Source organism: Pseudomonas solani (assembly GCF_026072635.1).
GTDB classification, from domain to species: domain Bacteria; phylum Pseudomonadota; class Gammaproteobacteria; order Pseudomonadales; family Pseudomonadaceae; genus Metapseudomonas; species Metapseudomonas solani.
The window spans coordinates 1,708,816-1,723,271 of record NZ_AP023081.1; the positions used below are offsets into that span (position 1 = coordinate 1,708,816).

Consider the following 14,456-nt stretch of genomic DNA (forward strand, 5'->3'; position numbering starts at 1 on the left):
CGGACTATGGCGAAGAAGAAAGCAGCACCCAAGCGCGGGGCCAGCCGCTACCAGGCACCGCCGAAGAAGCCGGTGCCGGGCTGGGTCTGGCTGGCGATGGGCCTGGTCATCGGCGGCTTCGTGGTCATGCTGATGAAGCTCGAGCCCGGTCGCGATGACATCCGTCGCACCAAGCCCGAGCAGCAGCAGGCGGCGAACGGCAAGCCGACGCCACGCCCGCAAGCGGGTGGCCAGCAGCAGCCCCAGGCGACGCCGGAACCGACCAAGCCCAAATACGACTTCTACACGCTGCTGCCGGAATCCGAAGTCATAGTGCCGCCGGACGCCATGCCCAAGGACACACCACCGACCACGCCCACCCAGCCGGTGACGCCCGAGGAAGCCGCGAAGATCGACGCCGCCCGCGCCGAAGCCGCCCTGGCCGGGCAGGTGCCGCCGCCTCCGCCCACCGTGGCCAAGGCGCCGGTCACCCAGTTCTTCCTCCAGGCCGGCTCCTTCCGCAAGAAGGACGACGCCGACCGCGTACGTGCACAGATCATCCTCCTGGGGCAAAACGTCCAGGTTGAATCCGGCACCGTGCGCGAGGAGACCTGGTACCGCGTGCTGGTCGGCCCCTTCGCCACCCGCGAACAGCTGGCTGGCGCACAGAAACAGCTGGCCGGCAGCGGCTTCGGTAATCTCCTGTTGCAACAACGACAGGCACGCTGATCGGCTATTCGCAGGCGCGCGGTTGAAAAGCCGCGCCGCCTCCCCCATCTGGGTTTCCATTCGGGCAATTCGCCCCGCTGCGTGGAGACTCTCCCCTTGACCACAATCGTTTCAGTCCGCCGCAACGGCAAAGTCGTCATGGGCGGCGACGGCCAGGTTTCCCTCGGCAACACCGTGATGAAGGGCAACGCCAAGAAGGTCCGCCGTCTCTACCACGGCCAGGTGCTGGCCGGCTTCGCCGGTGCCACCGCCGACGCCTTCACCCTGTTCGAACGCTTCGAAGGCCAGTTGGAGAAACACCAGGGCCACCTGGTCCGCGCCGCCGTCGAGCTGGCCAAGGACTGGCGCACCGACCGCTCCCTCAGCCGCCTGGAAGCCATGCTCGCCGTGGCCAACAAGGACGCCTCGCTGATCATCACCGGCAACGGCGACGTGGTCGAACCCGAGCACGGCCTGATCGCCATGGGCTCCGGCGGCGGCTTCGCCCAGGCCGCGGCCACCGCGCTGCTGCAGCGCACCGAGCTGTCCGCCCGCGAGATCACCGAGACCGCCCTGAACATCGCCGGCTCCATCTGCGTGTTCACCAACCAGAACCTCACCATCGAGGAGCTGGACGCCGCCGAGTAAGGCCGTCCAGACCGGAGCTTCCGTACATGTCCATGACCCCCGCGAGATCGTCCACGAACTCAACCGCCACATCATCGGCCAGGACGACGCCAAGCGCGCCGTGGCCATCGCCCTGCGCAACCGCTGGCGGCGCATGCAGCTGCCGGTCGAGCTGCGCGCCGAGGTGACGCCGAAGAACATCCTGATGATCGGCCCGACCGGCGTCGGCAAGACCGAGATCGCCCGTCGCCTGGCCAAGCTGGCCAACGCGCCCTTCCTCAAGGTCGAAGCCACCAAGTTCACCGAAGTGGGCTACGTGGGCCGTGACGTCGAGTCGATCATCCGCGACCTGGCCGACGCCGCCGTGAAGATGATGCGCGAGCAGGAAATGCACAAAGTACGCTTCCGCGCCGAGGACGCCACCGAGGACCGTATCCTCGACGCCCTGCTGCCACCGGCCCGCAGCGGCTTCGGTGACGAGCCCGCCCGCGAGGATTCCAACACCCGCCAGCTGTTCCGCAAGCGCCTGCGTGAAGGCCAGCTGGACGACAAGGAGATCGACATCGAAGTGGCCGAAAGCCCGGCCGGCGTCGAAATCATGGCCCCGCCCGGCATGGAGGAGATGACCAGCCAGTTGCAGAACCTGTTCTCCAACATGGGCAAGGGCAAGCGCAAGAGCCGCAAGCTCAAGGTCAAGGAAGCGCTGAAGCTGGTGCGCGACGAGGAAGCCGCGCGCCTGGTCAACGAAGAGGAACTCAAGGCCCGCGCCCTGGAGGCGGTGGAGCAGAACGGCATCGTCTTCATCGACGAGATCGACAAGGTCGCCAAGCGCGGCAACGTCGGCGGCGCCGATGTCTCCCGCGAGGGCGTGCAGCGCGACCTGCTGCCGCTGATCGAGGGCTGCACCGTCAACACCAAGCTGGGCATGGTCAAGACCGACCACATCCTGTTCATCGCCTCGGGCGCCTTCCACCTGTCCAAGCCCAGCGACCTGGTGCCGGAGCTGCAGGGCCGTCTGCCGATCCGCGTGGAGCTCAAGGCCCTATCGCCCGAGGACTTCGAGCGCATCCTCACCGAACCGCACGCCTCGCTCACCGAGCAATACAGCGCCCTGCTGAAGACCGAAGGCCTGAACATCGAGTTCGCACCGGAAGGCATCAAGCGCCTGGCCGAGATCGCCTGGCAGGTGAACGAGAAGACCGAGAACATCGGTGCCCGTCGCCTGCACACGCTGCTGGAGCGCCTGCTGGAGGAAGTCTCCTTCAGCGCCGGCGACCTGGCCGCCCAGCACGACGAGAAGCCGATCCTGATCGACGCCGCCTACGTCAACAGCCACCTTGGCGAGCTGGCCAAGGACGAAGACCTGTCGCGGTATATTCTCTAACCGCAGCCTCAAGCCCCAAGCTGCAAGCGGCAAGCACCCCGCCTCTTGCAGCTTGAAGCTTGCCGCTTGGAGCTATCGCCATGCGCATCCCTACGTCGATCCAGTTGCATAAAGCCTCCCGCACCCTGGTGCTGGGCTATGGCGATGTGAGCTACAGCCTGCCGGCGGAGTTCCTGCGGGTGCATTCGCCCTCGGCCGAGGTGCAGGGCCACGGCAAGCCGATCCTGCAGTACGGCAAGGCGCGGGTTGCGCTCGTCGGCGTCGAACCGGCGGGCAACTATGCCCTGAAACTGACCTTCGACGACGGCCACGACAGCGGCCTGTTCACCTGGGACTACCTCCATGAGCTCGCCGTCCGCCAGGAAGCGCTCTGGGAGGATTACCTGCAGCAGCTTTCCGCCGCCGGCCGCTCCCGCGATCCCGACGAAAGCGTCGTCCGCCTGATGCTCTGACCCGGTGCGCCGGCCAGCCCCTTTCTGGCCATGCCGCACTAGGTTAGAGCGCATTTTCTAGAAGCTCGCGACATACTCCCCGGCGCGCGCCCGACCCAGGGCCAGCTTGCGCAAATCCACAAACTCGGGTAACCAAGAACTGGCAGGTTCCATGCATTTGGCAACCACAGGTTCATAGAAATCGGCGAAGTTCTCTTCGCACCCCCGGTAACCCGAGCAGTACCAGGCACGCTTAACTGTCCCGTACAGCAGTCACCCGGTATCCGCCTCTGGACAATGGAGCGTCGTAGATGAGCAACAAGAACAATGAAGACCTGCAGCGCCAAGCCTCTGAGAATACCCTCGGGCTGAACCCGGTGATCGGCATCCGCGGCAAGGATCTGCTGACCTCCGCGCGCATGGTCATGCTGCAGGCCATCAAGCAGCCCTTCCACAGTGCCAAGCACGTCGCCCATTTCGGGGTCGAGCTTAAAAACGTCCTGCTCGGCTCCTCGGCCCTGCAGCCGGAAGCCGACGACCGTCGCTTCGCGGACCCGGCCTGGAGCCAGAACCCCCTCTACAAGCGCTACCTGCAGACCTACCTCGCCTGGCGCAAGGAACTGCACCAGTGGATCGAGCACAGCGACCTGTCGTCGTCCGATACCAGCCGCGGCCACTTCGTGATCAACCTGATGACCGAAGCCATGGCCCCCACCAACACCATGGCCAACCCGGCGGCGGTGAAGCGCTTCTTCGAAACCGGCGGCAAGAGCCTGCTCGACGGCCTCTCGCACCTGGCCAAGGACCTGGTCAACAACGGCGGCATGCCCAGCCAGGTCAACATGGACGCCTTCGAGGTCGGCAAGAACCTCGCCACCACCGAAGGCGCCGTGGTCTTCCGCAATGACGTGCTGGAGCTGATCCAGTACAAGCCCATCACCGAGCAGGTGCACGAGCGCCCGCTGCTGGTGGTGCCGCCGCAGATCAACAAGTTCTACGTCTTCGACCTGTCCCAGGAGAAGAGCCTGGCGCGCTTCAACCTGCGCAACGGCATCCAGACCTTCATCGTCAGCTGGCGCAACCCGACCAAGGCCCAGCGCGAATGGGGCCTGTCGACCTACATCGAGGCGCTCAAGGAAACCATCGAGGTGGTGCTGAAGATCACCGGCGCCAAGGACCTCAACATGCTCGGTGCCTGCTCCGGCGGCATCACCACCGTCGCCCTGCTGGGCCACTACCAGGCGATCGGCGAACACAAGGTGAACGCCTTCACCCAGTTGGTCAGCGTGCTCGACTTCAACCTGGACACCCAGGTCGCGCTGTTCGCCGACGAAACCACCCTGGAGGCCGCCAAGCGCCGCTCCTACCAGTCCGGCGTGCTGGAAGGCAAGGACATGGCCAAGGTCTTCGCCTGGATGCGCCCCAACGACCTGATCTGGAACTACTGGGTGAACAACTACCTGCTCGGCAACGAGCCGCCGGTGTTCGACATCCTCTACTGGAACAACGACACCACGCGCCTGCCCGCCGCCTTCCACGGCGAGTTGGTGGAGATGTTCAAGACCAACCCGCTGACCCGCCCCGACGGGCTGGAGGTCTGCGGCACCCCAATCGACCTGAAGAAGGTCACCTGCGACTTCTTCTGCGTGGCCGGCACCACCGACCACATCACCCCTTGGGAAGCCTGCTACCGCTCCGCCCGCCTGCTGGGCGGCAAATGCGAGTTCGTGCTGTCCAACAGCGGGCACATCCAGAGCATCCTCAACCCCCCGGGCAACCCCAAGGCGCGCTTCTCCACCAACAGCGAGATGCCGGCGGACCCGAAGGAGTGGCAGGAAAACGCCACCAAGCACGCCGACTCCTGGTGGCTGTACTGGCAAACCTGGCTGGCGGAGCGCTCGGGCAAGACCAAGAAAGCCAGCTTCACCCTCGGCAACAAGGCCTACCCGGCCGGCGAGGCTTCGCCAGGGACCTATGTCCACGAACGTTGATCGCGCGCATTGCGCATTGCTGCCCCGGCACCCGGACGTGCCAGCCAGGCCCACCGCCAATACCGGCGGCGGCCTGAACCAGGCTCGGCCTGGCGCTACAGGGAGGCCCCTCGCGGGTGCCTCCCGTCGTTTCAATCCATAGGGGCCCGCGCATGCCGCAACCTTTCGTCTTCCGCACCATCGACCTCGATGGCCAGACCATCCGCACCGCCGTCAGGCCCGGCAAGGACCACCTGACGCCGCTGCTCATCTTCAACGGCATCGGTGCCAACCTCGAGCTGGTGTTCCCCTTCGTCCAGGCGCTGGACCCGGACCAGGAGGTGATCGCCTTCGACGTGCCCGGTGTCGGCGGGTCCTCCACGCCGAGCAAGCCCTACCGCTTCCCCGGCCTGGCCAAGCTCGCCGCCCGCATGCTCGACTATCTGAACTACGGCCAGGTCAACGCCATAGGCGTGTCCTGGGGTGGCGCCCTGGCGCAGCAGTTCGCCCATGACTACCCCGAGCGCTGCAAGAAGCTGATCCTCGCCGCCACCTCGGCCGGCGCGATCATGGTGCCCGGCAAGCCCAAGGTGCTCTGGCGCATGGCCAGCCCGCGGCGCTACATCCAGCCGTCCTACGGCGTACACATCGCCCCGGACATCTACGGTGGCGCCTTCCGCCGCGACCCGACCCTGGCCATGGCCCACGCCAGCAAGGTGCGCTCCTCCGGCAAGCTCGGCTACTACTGGCAGCTGTTCGCCGGCCTCGGCTGGACCAGCATCCACTGGCTGCACCGCATTCGCCAACCCACCCTGGTACTGGCCGGCGACGACGACCCGATCATTCCGCTGGTGAACATGCGCATGCTCGCCTGGCGCATCCCCAACTCGGAACTCCATGTCATCGACGACGGTCACCTGTTCCTCGTGACCCGGGCGGAAACGGTGGCGCCGATCATCATGAAGTTCCTCGCCCAGGAGCGTCAGCGCGCGGTAATCCACCCGCAGCCGATGCAACTGCGCAATCCCTGAAGCCCGCGCTCGGCGGTGCCTCCGCTCCATGATGGGGCGGCAGCACCGCATTCGCGCGGCAAAACGCCCGCTGTAACGAACTTGAATTTCCCGCGCAGTAGTCTGGAATGCACCTATTGCGCTCAGTGGTACGAGCCTTGCCTAAACCTCCTTGACGACGGATTGATTACGGAGCGTTGCCCCCATGCGAGAGAAACAGGTGTCGGGAGCCTTGCCGGTCCCCGCTAACTACATGAACGCGCAGAGCGCGATTGTCGGCTTGCGAGGCAAGGACCTGGCCTCCACCGTCCGCACCCTCGCCCTGCAGGGCTTGAAGCACCCCGTGCACAGCGCCCGCCACGTCCTCGCCTTCGGCGGCCAGCTGGGCCGCGTATTGATGGGCGACACCCCGCACAAGCCCAACCCGCAGGACGCGCGCTTCGCCGATCCCTCCTGGAGCCACAACCCGTTCTACCGTCGCGGCTTGCAGGCCTACCTGGCCTGGCAGAAACAACTCTATGCCTGGGTCGAGGACAGCGACCTCACCGACGATGACCGCGCCCGCGCGCGCTTCGTCCTGGCCCTGGTCAGCGACGCCATGGCGCCCTCCAACAGCCTGCTCAACCCCCTCGCGGTGAAGGAGCTGTTCAACACCGGCGGCCTCAGCCTGCTCAATGGCGCGCGCCACCTGCTGGACGATGTGCTGAACAACAACGCCATGCCGCGCCAGGTCAGCAAGCACTCCTTCGAGATCGGCCGCAACCTGGCCACCACGCCCGGGTCGGTGGTCTATCGCAACGAGCTGCTGGAACTGATCCAGTACAAGCCGATGAGCGAGAAGCAGTACCTCAAGCCTCTGCTGATCGTCCCGCCGCAAATCAACAAGTTCTACATCTTCGACCTCTCGCCGGAAAAGAGCTTCGTCCAGTACGCGCTGAAGAATGGCCTGCAGGTGCTCATGGTCAGCTGGCGCAACCCCGATGCGCGCCACCGCGAATGGGGCCTGTCCACCTATGTGCAGGCGCTGGAGCAGGCGGTCGACGTGGCCCGCGCCATCACCGGCAGCAAGGACGTCAACCTGATGGGCGCCTGCGCCGGCGGCCTGACCATCGCCGCCCTGCAGGGCCACCTCCAGGCCAAGCGCCAACTACGCAAGGTCAGCAGCGCCAGCTACCTGGTCAGCCTGCTGGACAGCCAGGTCGAAAGCCCCGCCGCCCTGTTCGCCGACGAACAGACCCTGGAGGCGGCCAAGCGCCGCTCCTACCAGCACGGCGTCCTGGACGGCCGCGACATGGCGAAGATCTTCGCCTGGATGCGCCCCAACGACCTGGTGTGGAACTACTTCGTCAACAACTACCTGCTGGGCCGCCAGCCGCCGGCCTTCGACATCCTCTACTGGAACAACGACAACACCCGCCTGCCCGCCGCCTTCCACGGCGACCTGCTGGACTTCTTCAAGCACAACCCGCTGACCCGCGGCGGCGCGCTGGAAATCTGCGGCACCCCGATCGACCTGCAGAAGGTCACGGTGGACAGCTTCAGCGTGGCCGGCATCAACGACCACATCACCCCCTGGGACGCTGTCTATCGCTCGGCCCGGCTGCTGGGTGGCGAGAGCCGCTTCGTGCTGTCCAACAGCGGGCACATCCAGAGCATCCTCAACCCACCGAGCAACCCCAAGGCCAACTACCTGGAAAACGGCAAGCTCAGCTCGGACCACCGCGCCTGGTACTACGACGCGAAGAACGTGCAGGGCAGCTGGTGGCCGGAATGGCTGAGCTGGATCCAGGCGCGCTCGGGGGAGCAGCGCGAAACCCTGGTCACCCTCGGCAACCAGGCCCACCCACCCATGGAGGCGGCACCCGGCACCTACGTGCACGTGCGCTGAAGACGTTCGGCCGGCCGGGGAACACCCGGCCAACCGCATGCAACGACGACAAGAAGACTGGATGAAGACCCGAGACCGGATACTCGAATGCGCCCTGATGCTGTTCAACAGCGAAGGCGAACCCAACGTCACCACCCTTGAGATCGCCACCGAACTGGGCATCAGCCCGGGCAACCTCTACTACCACTTCCATGGCAAGGAACCGCTGGTGATGGCGCTGCTGGAGCGCTTCCAGGACGAGCTCGCGCCGCTGCTCGACCCGCCCGAGGACGTGGAACTGGGTGTCGAGGACTACTGGCTGTTCCTGCACCTGATCGTCGAGCGCCTGGCGCAGTACCGCTTCCTCTTCCAGGACCTCTCCAACCTCGCCGGGCGCCTGCCCAAGCTGGCCCGTGGCATGCGCGCCTGGCTCAACGCACTGAAGCGCACCCTGGCCTCGCTGCTGGCGCGGCTCAAGGCGCGAGAGCAGTTGGTCAGCGACACCGAATCCCTCGGCCAACTGGTGGAGCAGATCACCCTCACCCTGCTGTTCTCCCTCGACTACCAGCGCATCCTCGGCAACGACGGCGAAGTACGCCTGGTGGTCTACCAGATCATGATGCTGGTGGCCCCCCACCTGCAGGACGACTCGCGCCAGGCCGCCGAGCGCATGGCCCGGCGTTATCTGGAAGCCTGAAACGCAAACGCCCGGCGCGAGGCCGGGCGTCTGTGGTCCCTGACGATCAGGACTGGCTTGGCGTGCTGGCCGGAGCGGATGGCGCCGGAGTGGCGGCGGGAGCGCTCGGTGCAGCGGCCGGAGCCGGGGTTGCGGCCGGGGTCGCCGGCTTGGCAGCTGCCGGTTTCGGCGCAGCGGCTTTCTTCACCGCAGGCTTCTTCGCAGCAGGTTTGGCAGCGGGCTTCGCCGCCGGCTTGGCAGCCGGTTTTGCCGCAGCTGCAGGCTTGGCAGCGGCTGCGGGTTTGGCCGCTGCCGGCTTCGCCGCAGGCTTGGCGGCAGGTTTCGCCGCGGGCTTGGCGGCCGGTTTGGCAGCCGGTTTCGCCGCAGCGGTCTTCGCAGCGGGTTTGGCTGCAGCCTTGGCGGCCGGCTTCGCAGCCGGTTTAGCAGCGGGTTTCGCCGCAGCGGTCTTGGCAGCAGGTTTGGCAGCGACCTTGGCGGCCGGTTTAGCGGCAGCTTTCGGAGCGGGCTTGGCAGCCGGCTTGACCGACTTGGCGGAGACGCCGGTCAGCTTCTCGATCTGCCGGGTCAGGCTGTCGACCTTGCTGTTCAGGTCCTTCACCTCGTTGCGGCTAGGAACGCCGAGACGGGAGATGGCACTGTTCAGACGCTTGTCGAAAGCTTCTTCCAGCTCGCCCCATTTGCCGATCGCCTTGTCCTTGACCTCATCGACCTTGGACTTGGCGGAGCCGACGCGGGAACCAACCCGAGACTTGACCGCATCGACCTGCTTGTCGACTTCGGTCTTGGCCTGTTTTTCAGCCTTCTCACCATCCTTGACCAGCGTATCGAACAGCTTGGTGCCGTCGTTGCTGACCTTCGAGTAGGCCCCCAAGCCAGCCAGCCAGATCTGGCGCGAGTATTTCTCGATCTCGCCGATCCAGGAGTTGGTTTCTTTCGTGGTTTTTTTCTTACCAGCCATCCTGCTCTCCTTATTTGGTTCGCGCGACGTGCTCGAGCAACGCGCTCAGCTCGTCAAGCTTAGCAGAGAGTGCCTCAACGTCCTGTCGCGAGGGAATACCCAGGCGATTGAGTGCGACAGCGACGCGGTTGTCGAAGGCTTTTTCGATCTTGTCGAGTTGCACTTCGACCTTTTCCTTCACGCCGGTGACCGAGCCCTTGACGCTGCCCTTCACCGAATCGATCTGGCTGTTGGCGGCTTCGACGCGCGCATCGACGACCTTGCGGCCCTGCTTCTCGACGCTCTCGCCGGCCTTCACCAGGTCGCGCAGGTAGTCGGCGCCTTCCTGTCCGGCCTTGGCGTAGGCACCCAGGCCAGCCAGCCAGATCTTGCGGGCATAGAGACGGACATCGGAAAGGACGGTGGTCTTGGTTTCTTCGACTTTCTTCTTGACGACGGCGGCTTTGGCCATGGTGCACCTCACTCGGGTAATGGAGGACTCGCCCTTTCTCAGGGCTTGAGGTGCACGTTAACGAGGAAAATTAGAAACCGCATACTAGCCGCGGGTTGGGTGAAACGCGCCGTGCCCGCCCTCTCCACGTGCCGTGAAAAGGGCCCTCACGGCATCAGGCCAGGTACTCGTCCAGCGCCTTCTCGATCTCGCGCTTGATGCTGCCGCTCATGGCCGACAGCAGCAGGCCCAGCTTCACCTCGACATTCACCTTGTCGTCACTGACCTCGATCTGCCCGTCGGCGCCGCTGCGCTTGAACTCCAGGGTGTCGCCACGCCACTGGTAGCGCACGTCGTATTCACGGGCGAGGCGCTCGGCGAGCTGCTCGGCCTTGGCCCGGACGGCGCTGCGGCCCAGGTTGTGGGAACGTTCGACATTGATGCGGGCCATGGGCCAACTCCTGACTGCGACTTAAGGTCGCGCGACTATAGCAGGCCGCCCGCGGGCCCTGGCGAACCGGCACCGTTCGGGGCCAAGACAAAGCAGGCCAACCGCGCCTAAAATGGCCGCCAATTTCTTCCGGGGCAGCGACATGAACGATCCGCGCAAAGGCAGCGATGCCGAACCCACCACCCACTTCGGCTACCAGAGCGTTCCCGAGAGCCAGAAGGCCGACAAGGTCGCCGAGGTGTTCCACTCCGTGGCCGCCAAGTACGACCTGATGAACGACCTGATGTCCGGCGGCGTCCATCGGCTGTGGAAGCGCTTCACCATCGAGCTCTCCGGCGTACGACCGGGCAACCGCGTGCTCGACATCGCCGGCGGCACCGGCGACCTCACCCGCCAGTTCTCGCGCCTGGTGGGCAGCACCGGTGAAGTGGTGCTGGCCGACATCAACGCCTCGATGCTCAAGGTAGGTCGTGACAAGCTGCTGGACAGCGGCGTCGCCGGCAACGTCAGCTTCGTCCAGGCCGATGCCGAGCAGCTGCCCTTCCCCGACAACCACTTCGACGTGGTCACCATCGCCTTCGGCCTGCGCAACGTCACCCACAAGGACGCCGCCCTGCGCTCCATGCTGCGCGTGCTCAAGCCCGGCGGCCGCCTGCTGGTGCTGGAGTTCTCCAAGCCCACCAGCAACCTGCTGTCCAAGGCCTATGACGCCTACTCCTTCAGCCTGCTGCCGCTGATGGGCAAGCTGATCACCAACGACTCCGAGAGCTACCGCTACCTGGCCGAGTCGATCCGCATGCACCCCGACCAGGAAACCCTCAAGGCCATGATGGTGGAGGCCGGCTTCGAGCGCGCCACCTTCCACAACATGACCGGCGGCATCGTCGCCCTGCACCGCGGCATCAAGCCCTGATGCTTACCCAGGCCCTGCTCGCCGGCGTCGAACACGGCATCAACCGCGTCCTCAGGCTCGACGGCACTGCGCTGCCGCGCCTGTCGCGCCTCGAAGGCAAGGTGATCGAGATCGATTGCCAGGCCCCCGCCCTGCAGCTGTTCATCCTCCCCGGAGGCGACGGCCTGCAACTGGCAGCGAACTGGGCCGCTCCGGCCGACTGCCGCCTGCGCGCGCCGGCCGCCAGCTTGCTGCGCCTGGCCCTGAGCCGCGAAAAGACCGCCGTCCTGCACCGCCCGGAAGTCGAGCTGGACGGCGACAGCGCCGCGCTCATGGAGCTCGCCGGCGTCCTCCAGGACCTGGAGCTGGACTGGGAATACGAGCTGTCCCGCTGGCTCGGCCCGGTGGCCAGCCAACTGCTCGGCGCCCACCTGCGCAGCCGTGTCGACTGGACCACCCAGAGCCTCGACAGCCTGCGCCTGAACCTCGCCGACTACCTGGCCGAGGAATCGCGCACACTGGTCGGCCAGCGTGAAGCGGACGCCCGCTTCGCCGAACTGGACCGCCTCAAGGTCGACCTCGACCGCCTCGACGCCCGCATCGGGCGCCTGACCCAGAAAAGCAAACCCAACGCATGAAGCTGCTCGCCGTCCGCCGTCTGCTGCGCATCCAGAGTGTGGTCATCCGCTACCGCCTCGATGACCTGGTCTTCGACCTGCCGCTGCCCTGGTGGCTGCGCGCCCTCAGCTACCTGTTGCCCTGGCGCTGGTTGCCGCGCAAGCGCCTGGAGCTCTCCCGTGGCGCACGCCTGCGCCTGGCACTGGAAGGCCTGGGGCCGATCTTCATCAAGTTCGGCCAGCTGCTGTCCACCCGCCGTGACCTGCTGCCGCCGGACATCGCCGACGAGCTCGCGCGCCTGCAGGACCAGGTCCCGCCCTTCGACCCCGAGCAGGCCGTGGCCCGCATTGAGGAGCAGCTCGGCGCCCGCGTCAGCGAAGTCTTCGCCCGCTTCGACGTCACCCCGCTGGCCTCCGCCTCAGTGGCCCAGGTCCACGCCGCGCAGTTGAAAAGCGGCGAGGAAGTGGTGGTCAAGGTGATCCGCCCCAACCTGCGCCCGATCATCCGCCAGGACCTCGCCTGGCTGTTCATCCTCGCGCGCATCGCCGAGCGCCTCTCCAGCGACGCCCGCCGCCTGCGCCCGGTGGAGGTGGTCAGCGACTACGAGAAGACCATCTACGACGAGCTCGACCTGCTCCGCGAGGCAGCCAACGCCAGCCAGCTGCGGCGCAACTTCGAAGGCTCGCCGCTGCTCTACGTGCCCCAGGTCTACTGGGACCTGTGCCGCCCCAAGGTGCTGGTGATGGAGCGCATCTACGGCGTCCCGGTCACCGACCTGGCTACCCTCGCCGACCAGCGCACCGACCTCAAGCTGCTGGCTGAACGCGGCGTGGAGATCTTCTTCACCCAGGTCTTCCGCGACAGCTTCTTCCACGCCGACATGCACCCCGGCAACATCTTCGTCAGCAACCGCCAGCCCTGGAACCCGCAGTACATCGCCATCGACTGCGGCATCATCGGCAGCCTCACCCCCGAGGACCAGGACTACCTGGCGCGCAACCTGATCGCCTTCTTCAAGCGCGACTACCGCCGCGTCGCCCAACTGCACATCGACTCCGGCTGGGTGCCCGCCGAGACCCGGGTCAACGACTTCGAAGCCGCCATCCGTACCGTCTGCGAGCCAATCTTCGAGCGGCCGCTCAAGGACATCTCCTTCGGTCAGCTGCTGCTGCGCCTGTTCCAGACCGCGCGCCGCTTCAACATGGAAGTGCAGCCGCAACTGGTGCTGCTGCAGAAGACCCTGCTCAACATCGAAGGTCTGGGACGCCAGCTGTACCCGGACCTCGACCTCTGGAGCACCGCACAGCCCTACCTGGAACGCTGGATGCGCGAGCGCATGAGCCCCAGGACCCTGCTGCACAACCTGCAGTCCCAGGTCGAACAGGTGCCGCATGTCGCCAACATGACCCGCGACCTGCTGGAGCGCATGAGCCAGCCCCATGCCGCCGACCCGTCGCCGCCCTGGCACAAGCCCCGTGACGGCCTGGCCCTGCGCCTGATCGGCGCCGCCCTGCTGGTCGGTGCCGCCACCCTCGGCCTGGAGCAACACGCCGCAGCCTGGCCCGCCTGGCTGATGCTGGCCGGTGGTCTGTATCTGGTATTGCGCCGATAGCCAAGCCAACGCCGGCGCTGGCACACTAGCCGCCCCGGTCAGGCCGTGCATCGCACCTGACCCGCTCGTGGAAACCGAAATGAACGACTGGCTGGAAGAAATTCACTGGAATGCCGATGGTCTGGTCCCGGCAATCGCCCAGGACCACAAGACCGGCCGCATCCTGATGATGGCCTGGATGAACCGCGAATCCCTGACGCTCACCGTCGCCGAGAACCGTGCCATCTATTGGTCACGCTCCCGTGGCAGGCTATGGCGCAAGGGCGAGGAATCCGGCCACGTGCAGCGTCTGCACGAGCTGCGCCTGGACTGCGACGCCGACGTCGTGGTGCTGATGGTCGAACAGCTTGGCGGCATCGCCTGCCACACCGGCCGTGAAAGTTGCTTCTACCGCGTCTTCGAGAATGGCGACTGGAAAACCGTCGACGCGGTCATCAAGGACCCCGATGCGATCTACCACGCAGGACACACCCATGAGTGACACCCTTACCCGCCTCGCCGAGGTCCTGGAAGCGCGCAAGGGCGCCGCAGCGGACTCCTCCTACGTGGCCAGCCTGTACCACAAGGGGCTGAACAAGATTCTCGAAAAGGTCGGCGAGGAATCGGTGGAAACCATCCTCGCCGCCAAAGACGCCGCCGTCAGCGGCGACTGCAGCGACCTGATCTACGAAACCGCCGACCTCTGGTTCCACAGCCTGGTCATGCTCGCCGCCCTCGGCCAGCATCCCCAGGCGGTGCTCGATGAACTGGATCGTCGCTTCGGCCTGTCCGGGCACGCTGAAAAAGCCGCCCGCCAGCCTTCCGCATAACGCATTAGCCTCA

The 14,456-nt window shown here is 65.9% G+C and carries 16 protein-coding genes; 13 read left to right on the forward strand and 3 right to left on the reverse strand.

Annotated features, from left to right (window positions below):
* The first annotated feature begins 6 nt into the window (after nucleotides 1-6).
* The 8 genes from PSm6_RS07880 to PSm6_RS07915 all read left to right on the forward strand — a co-directional run bounded on the left by PSm6_RS07880 (nucleotide 7) and on the right by PSm6_RS07915 (nucleotide 8,673).
* Nucleotides 7-708 (forward strand): SPOR domain-containing protein, encoded by a 702-nt coding sequence (locus PSm6_RS07880; RefSeq protein WP_263400903.1) that lies wholly within the window; start codon nucleotides 7-9, stop codon nucleotides 706-708.
* A 96-nt stretch (nucleotides 709-804) separates the two neighbouring features.
* Nucleotides 805-1,335, forward strand: a complete 531-nt coding sequence (gene hslV / locus PSm6_RS07885) for an ATP-dependent protease subunit HslV (protein WP_031288432.1) — start codon at nucleotides 805-807, stop codon at nucleotides 1,333-1,335.
* A 46-nt stretch (nucleotides 1,336-1,381) separates the two neighbouring features.
* Entirely contained in the window at nucleotides 1,382-2,698 is a 1,317-nt protein-coding gene (hslU, locus tag PSm6_RS07890) for an ATP-dependent protease ATPase subunit HslU (protein ID WP_265170511.1), read from the forward strand.
* Nucleotides 2,699-2,778: 80 nt separating this feature from the next.
* The gene (locus tag PSm6_RS07895; RefSeq protein ID WP_021221354.1) at nucleotides 2,779-3,150 is read left to right on the forward strand and encodes a gamma-butyrobetaine hydroxylase family protein; all 372 of its coding nucleotides are present in this window, start codon (nucleotides 2,779-2,781) and stop codon (nucleotides 3,148-3,150) included.
* A gap of 290 nt (nucleotides 3,151-3,440) precedes the next feature.
* The gene (gene phaC, locus PSm6_RS07900; protein ID WP_184489691.1) at nucleotides 3,441-5,120 is read left to right on the forward strand and encodes a class II poly(R)-hydroxyalkanoic acid synthase; all 1,680 of its coding nucleotides are present in this window, start codon (nucleotides 3,441-3,443) and stop codon (nucleotides 5,118-5,120) included.
* Between the two features lie 152 nt (nucleotides 5,121-5,272).
* A complete protein-coding gene (gene phaZ / locus PSm6_RS07905) occupies nucleotides 5,273-6,130 on the forward strand; it encodes a poly(3-hydroxyalkanoate) depolymerase (protein WP_021221356.1) in 858 nt (285 codons plus the stop codon).
* Nucleotides 6,131-6,314: 184 nt separating this feature from the next.
* Nucleotides 6,315-7,997: a class II poly(R)-hydroxyalkanoic acid synthase gene (phaC, locus tag PSm6_RS07910; protein ID WP_265169996.1), complete on the forward strand. Its 1,683-nt coding sequence runs from the start codon at nucleotides 6,315-6,317 to the stop codon at nucleotides 7,995-7,997.
* Nucleotides 7,998-8,058: 61 nt separating this feature from the next.
* Nucleotides 8,059-8,673: a TetR/AcrR family transcriptional regulator gene (locus PSm6_RS07915; protein WP_184489693.1), complete on the forward strand. Its 615-nt coding sequence runs from the start codon at nucleotides 8,059-8,061 to the stop codon at nucleotides 8,671-8,673.
* A gap of 46 nt (nucleotides 8,674-8,719) precedes the next feature.
* Here PSm6_RS07915 and PSm6_RS07920 read toward each other — a convergent pair whose 3' ends face one another.
* From PSm6_RS07920 to PSm6_RS07930, 3 genes are all read right to left on the reverse strand, one after another.
* A complete protein-coding gene (locus PSm6_RS07920) occupies nucleotides 8,720-9,631 on the reverse strand; it encodes a phasin family protein (protein WP_265169997.1) in 912 nt (303 codons plus the stop codon).
* A 10-nt stretch (nucleotides 9,632-9,641) separates the two neighbouring features.
* Nucleotides 9,642-10,082, reverse strand: coding sequence for a phasin family protein (locus tag PSm6_RS07925; RefSeq protein ID WP_021221360.1), 441 nt, complete (start codon nucleotides 10,080-10,082; stop codon nucleotides 9,642-9,644).
* 154 nt (nucleotides 10,083-10,236) lie between these two features.
* Nucleotides 10,237-10,512 (reverse strand): polyhydroxyalkanoic acid system family protein, encoded by a 276-nt coding sequence (locus PSm6_RS07930; protein WP_021221361.1) that lies wholly within the window; start codon nucleotides 10,510-10,512, stop codon nucleotides 10,237-10,239.
* A 142-nt stretch (nucleotides 10,513-10,654) separates the two neighbouring features.
* Here PSm6_RS07930 and ubiE point away from each other — a divergent pair, with 142 nt between their 5' ends.
* The 5 genes from ubiE (at nucleotide 10,655) to PSm6_RS07955 (ending at nucleotide 14,443) form a co-directional block, all read left to right on the forward strand.
* Nucleotides 10,655-11,425: a bifunctional demethylmenaquinone methyltransferase/2-methoxy-6-polyprenyl-1,4-benzoquinol methylase UbiE gene (gene ubiE / locus PSm6_RS07935; protein ID WP_265169998.1), complete on the forward strand. Its 771-nt coding sequence runs from the start codon at nucleotides 10,655-10,657 to the stop codon at nucleotides 11,423-11,425.
* Nucleotides 11,425-12,042: a ubiquinone biosynthesis accessory factor UbiJ gene (locus tag PSm6_RS07940; RefSeq protein ID WP_184489695.1), complete on the forward strand. Its 618-nt coding sequence runs from the start codon at nucleotides 11,425-11,427 to the stop codon at nucleotides 12,040-12,042. The genes ubiE and PSm6_RS07940 overlap by 1 nt, the downstream gene beginning before the upstream one ends.
* A complete protein-coding gene (gene ubiB / locus PSm6_RS07945) occupies nucleotides 12,039-13,634 on the forward strand; it encodes a ubiquinone biosynthesis regulatory protein kinase UbiB (RefSeq protein WP_021221364.1) in 1,596 nt (531 codons plus the stop codon). Before PSm6_RS07940 ends, ubiB begins: the two co-directional genes overlap by 4 nt.
* Before the next feature lie 79 nt (nucleotides 13,635-13,713).
* A complete protein-coding gene (gene hisI / locus PSm6_RS07950; protein WP_021221365.1) occupies nucleotides 13,714-14,115 on the forward strand; it encodes a phosphoribosyl-AMP cyclohydrolase in 402 nt (133 codons plus the stop codon).
* Entirely contained in the window at nucleotides 14,108-14,443 is a 336-nt protein-coding gene (locus tag PSm6_RS07955; RefSeq protein WP_021221366.1) for a phosphoribosyl-ATP diphosphatase, read from the forward strand. Before hisI ends, PSm6_RS07955 begins: the two co-directional genes overlap by 8 nt.
* The last annotated feature ends 13 nt before the right edge of the window (nucleotides 14,444-14,456 follow it).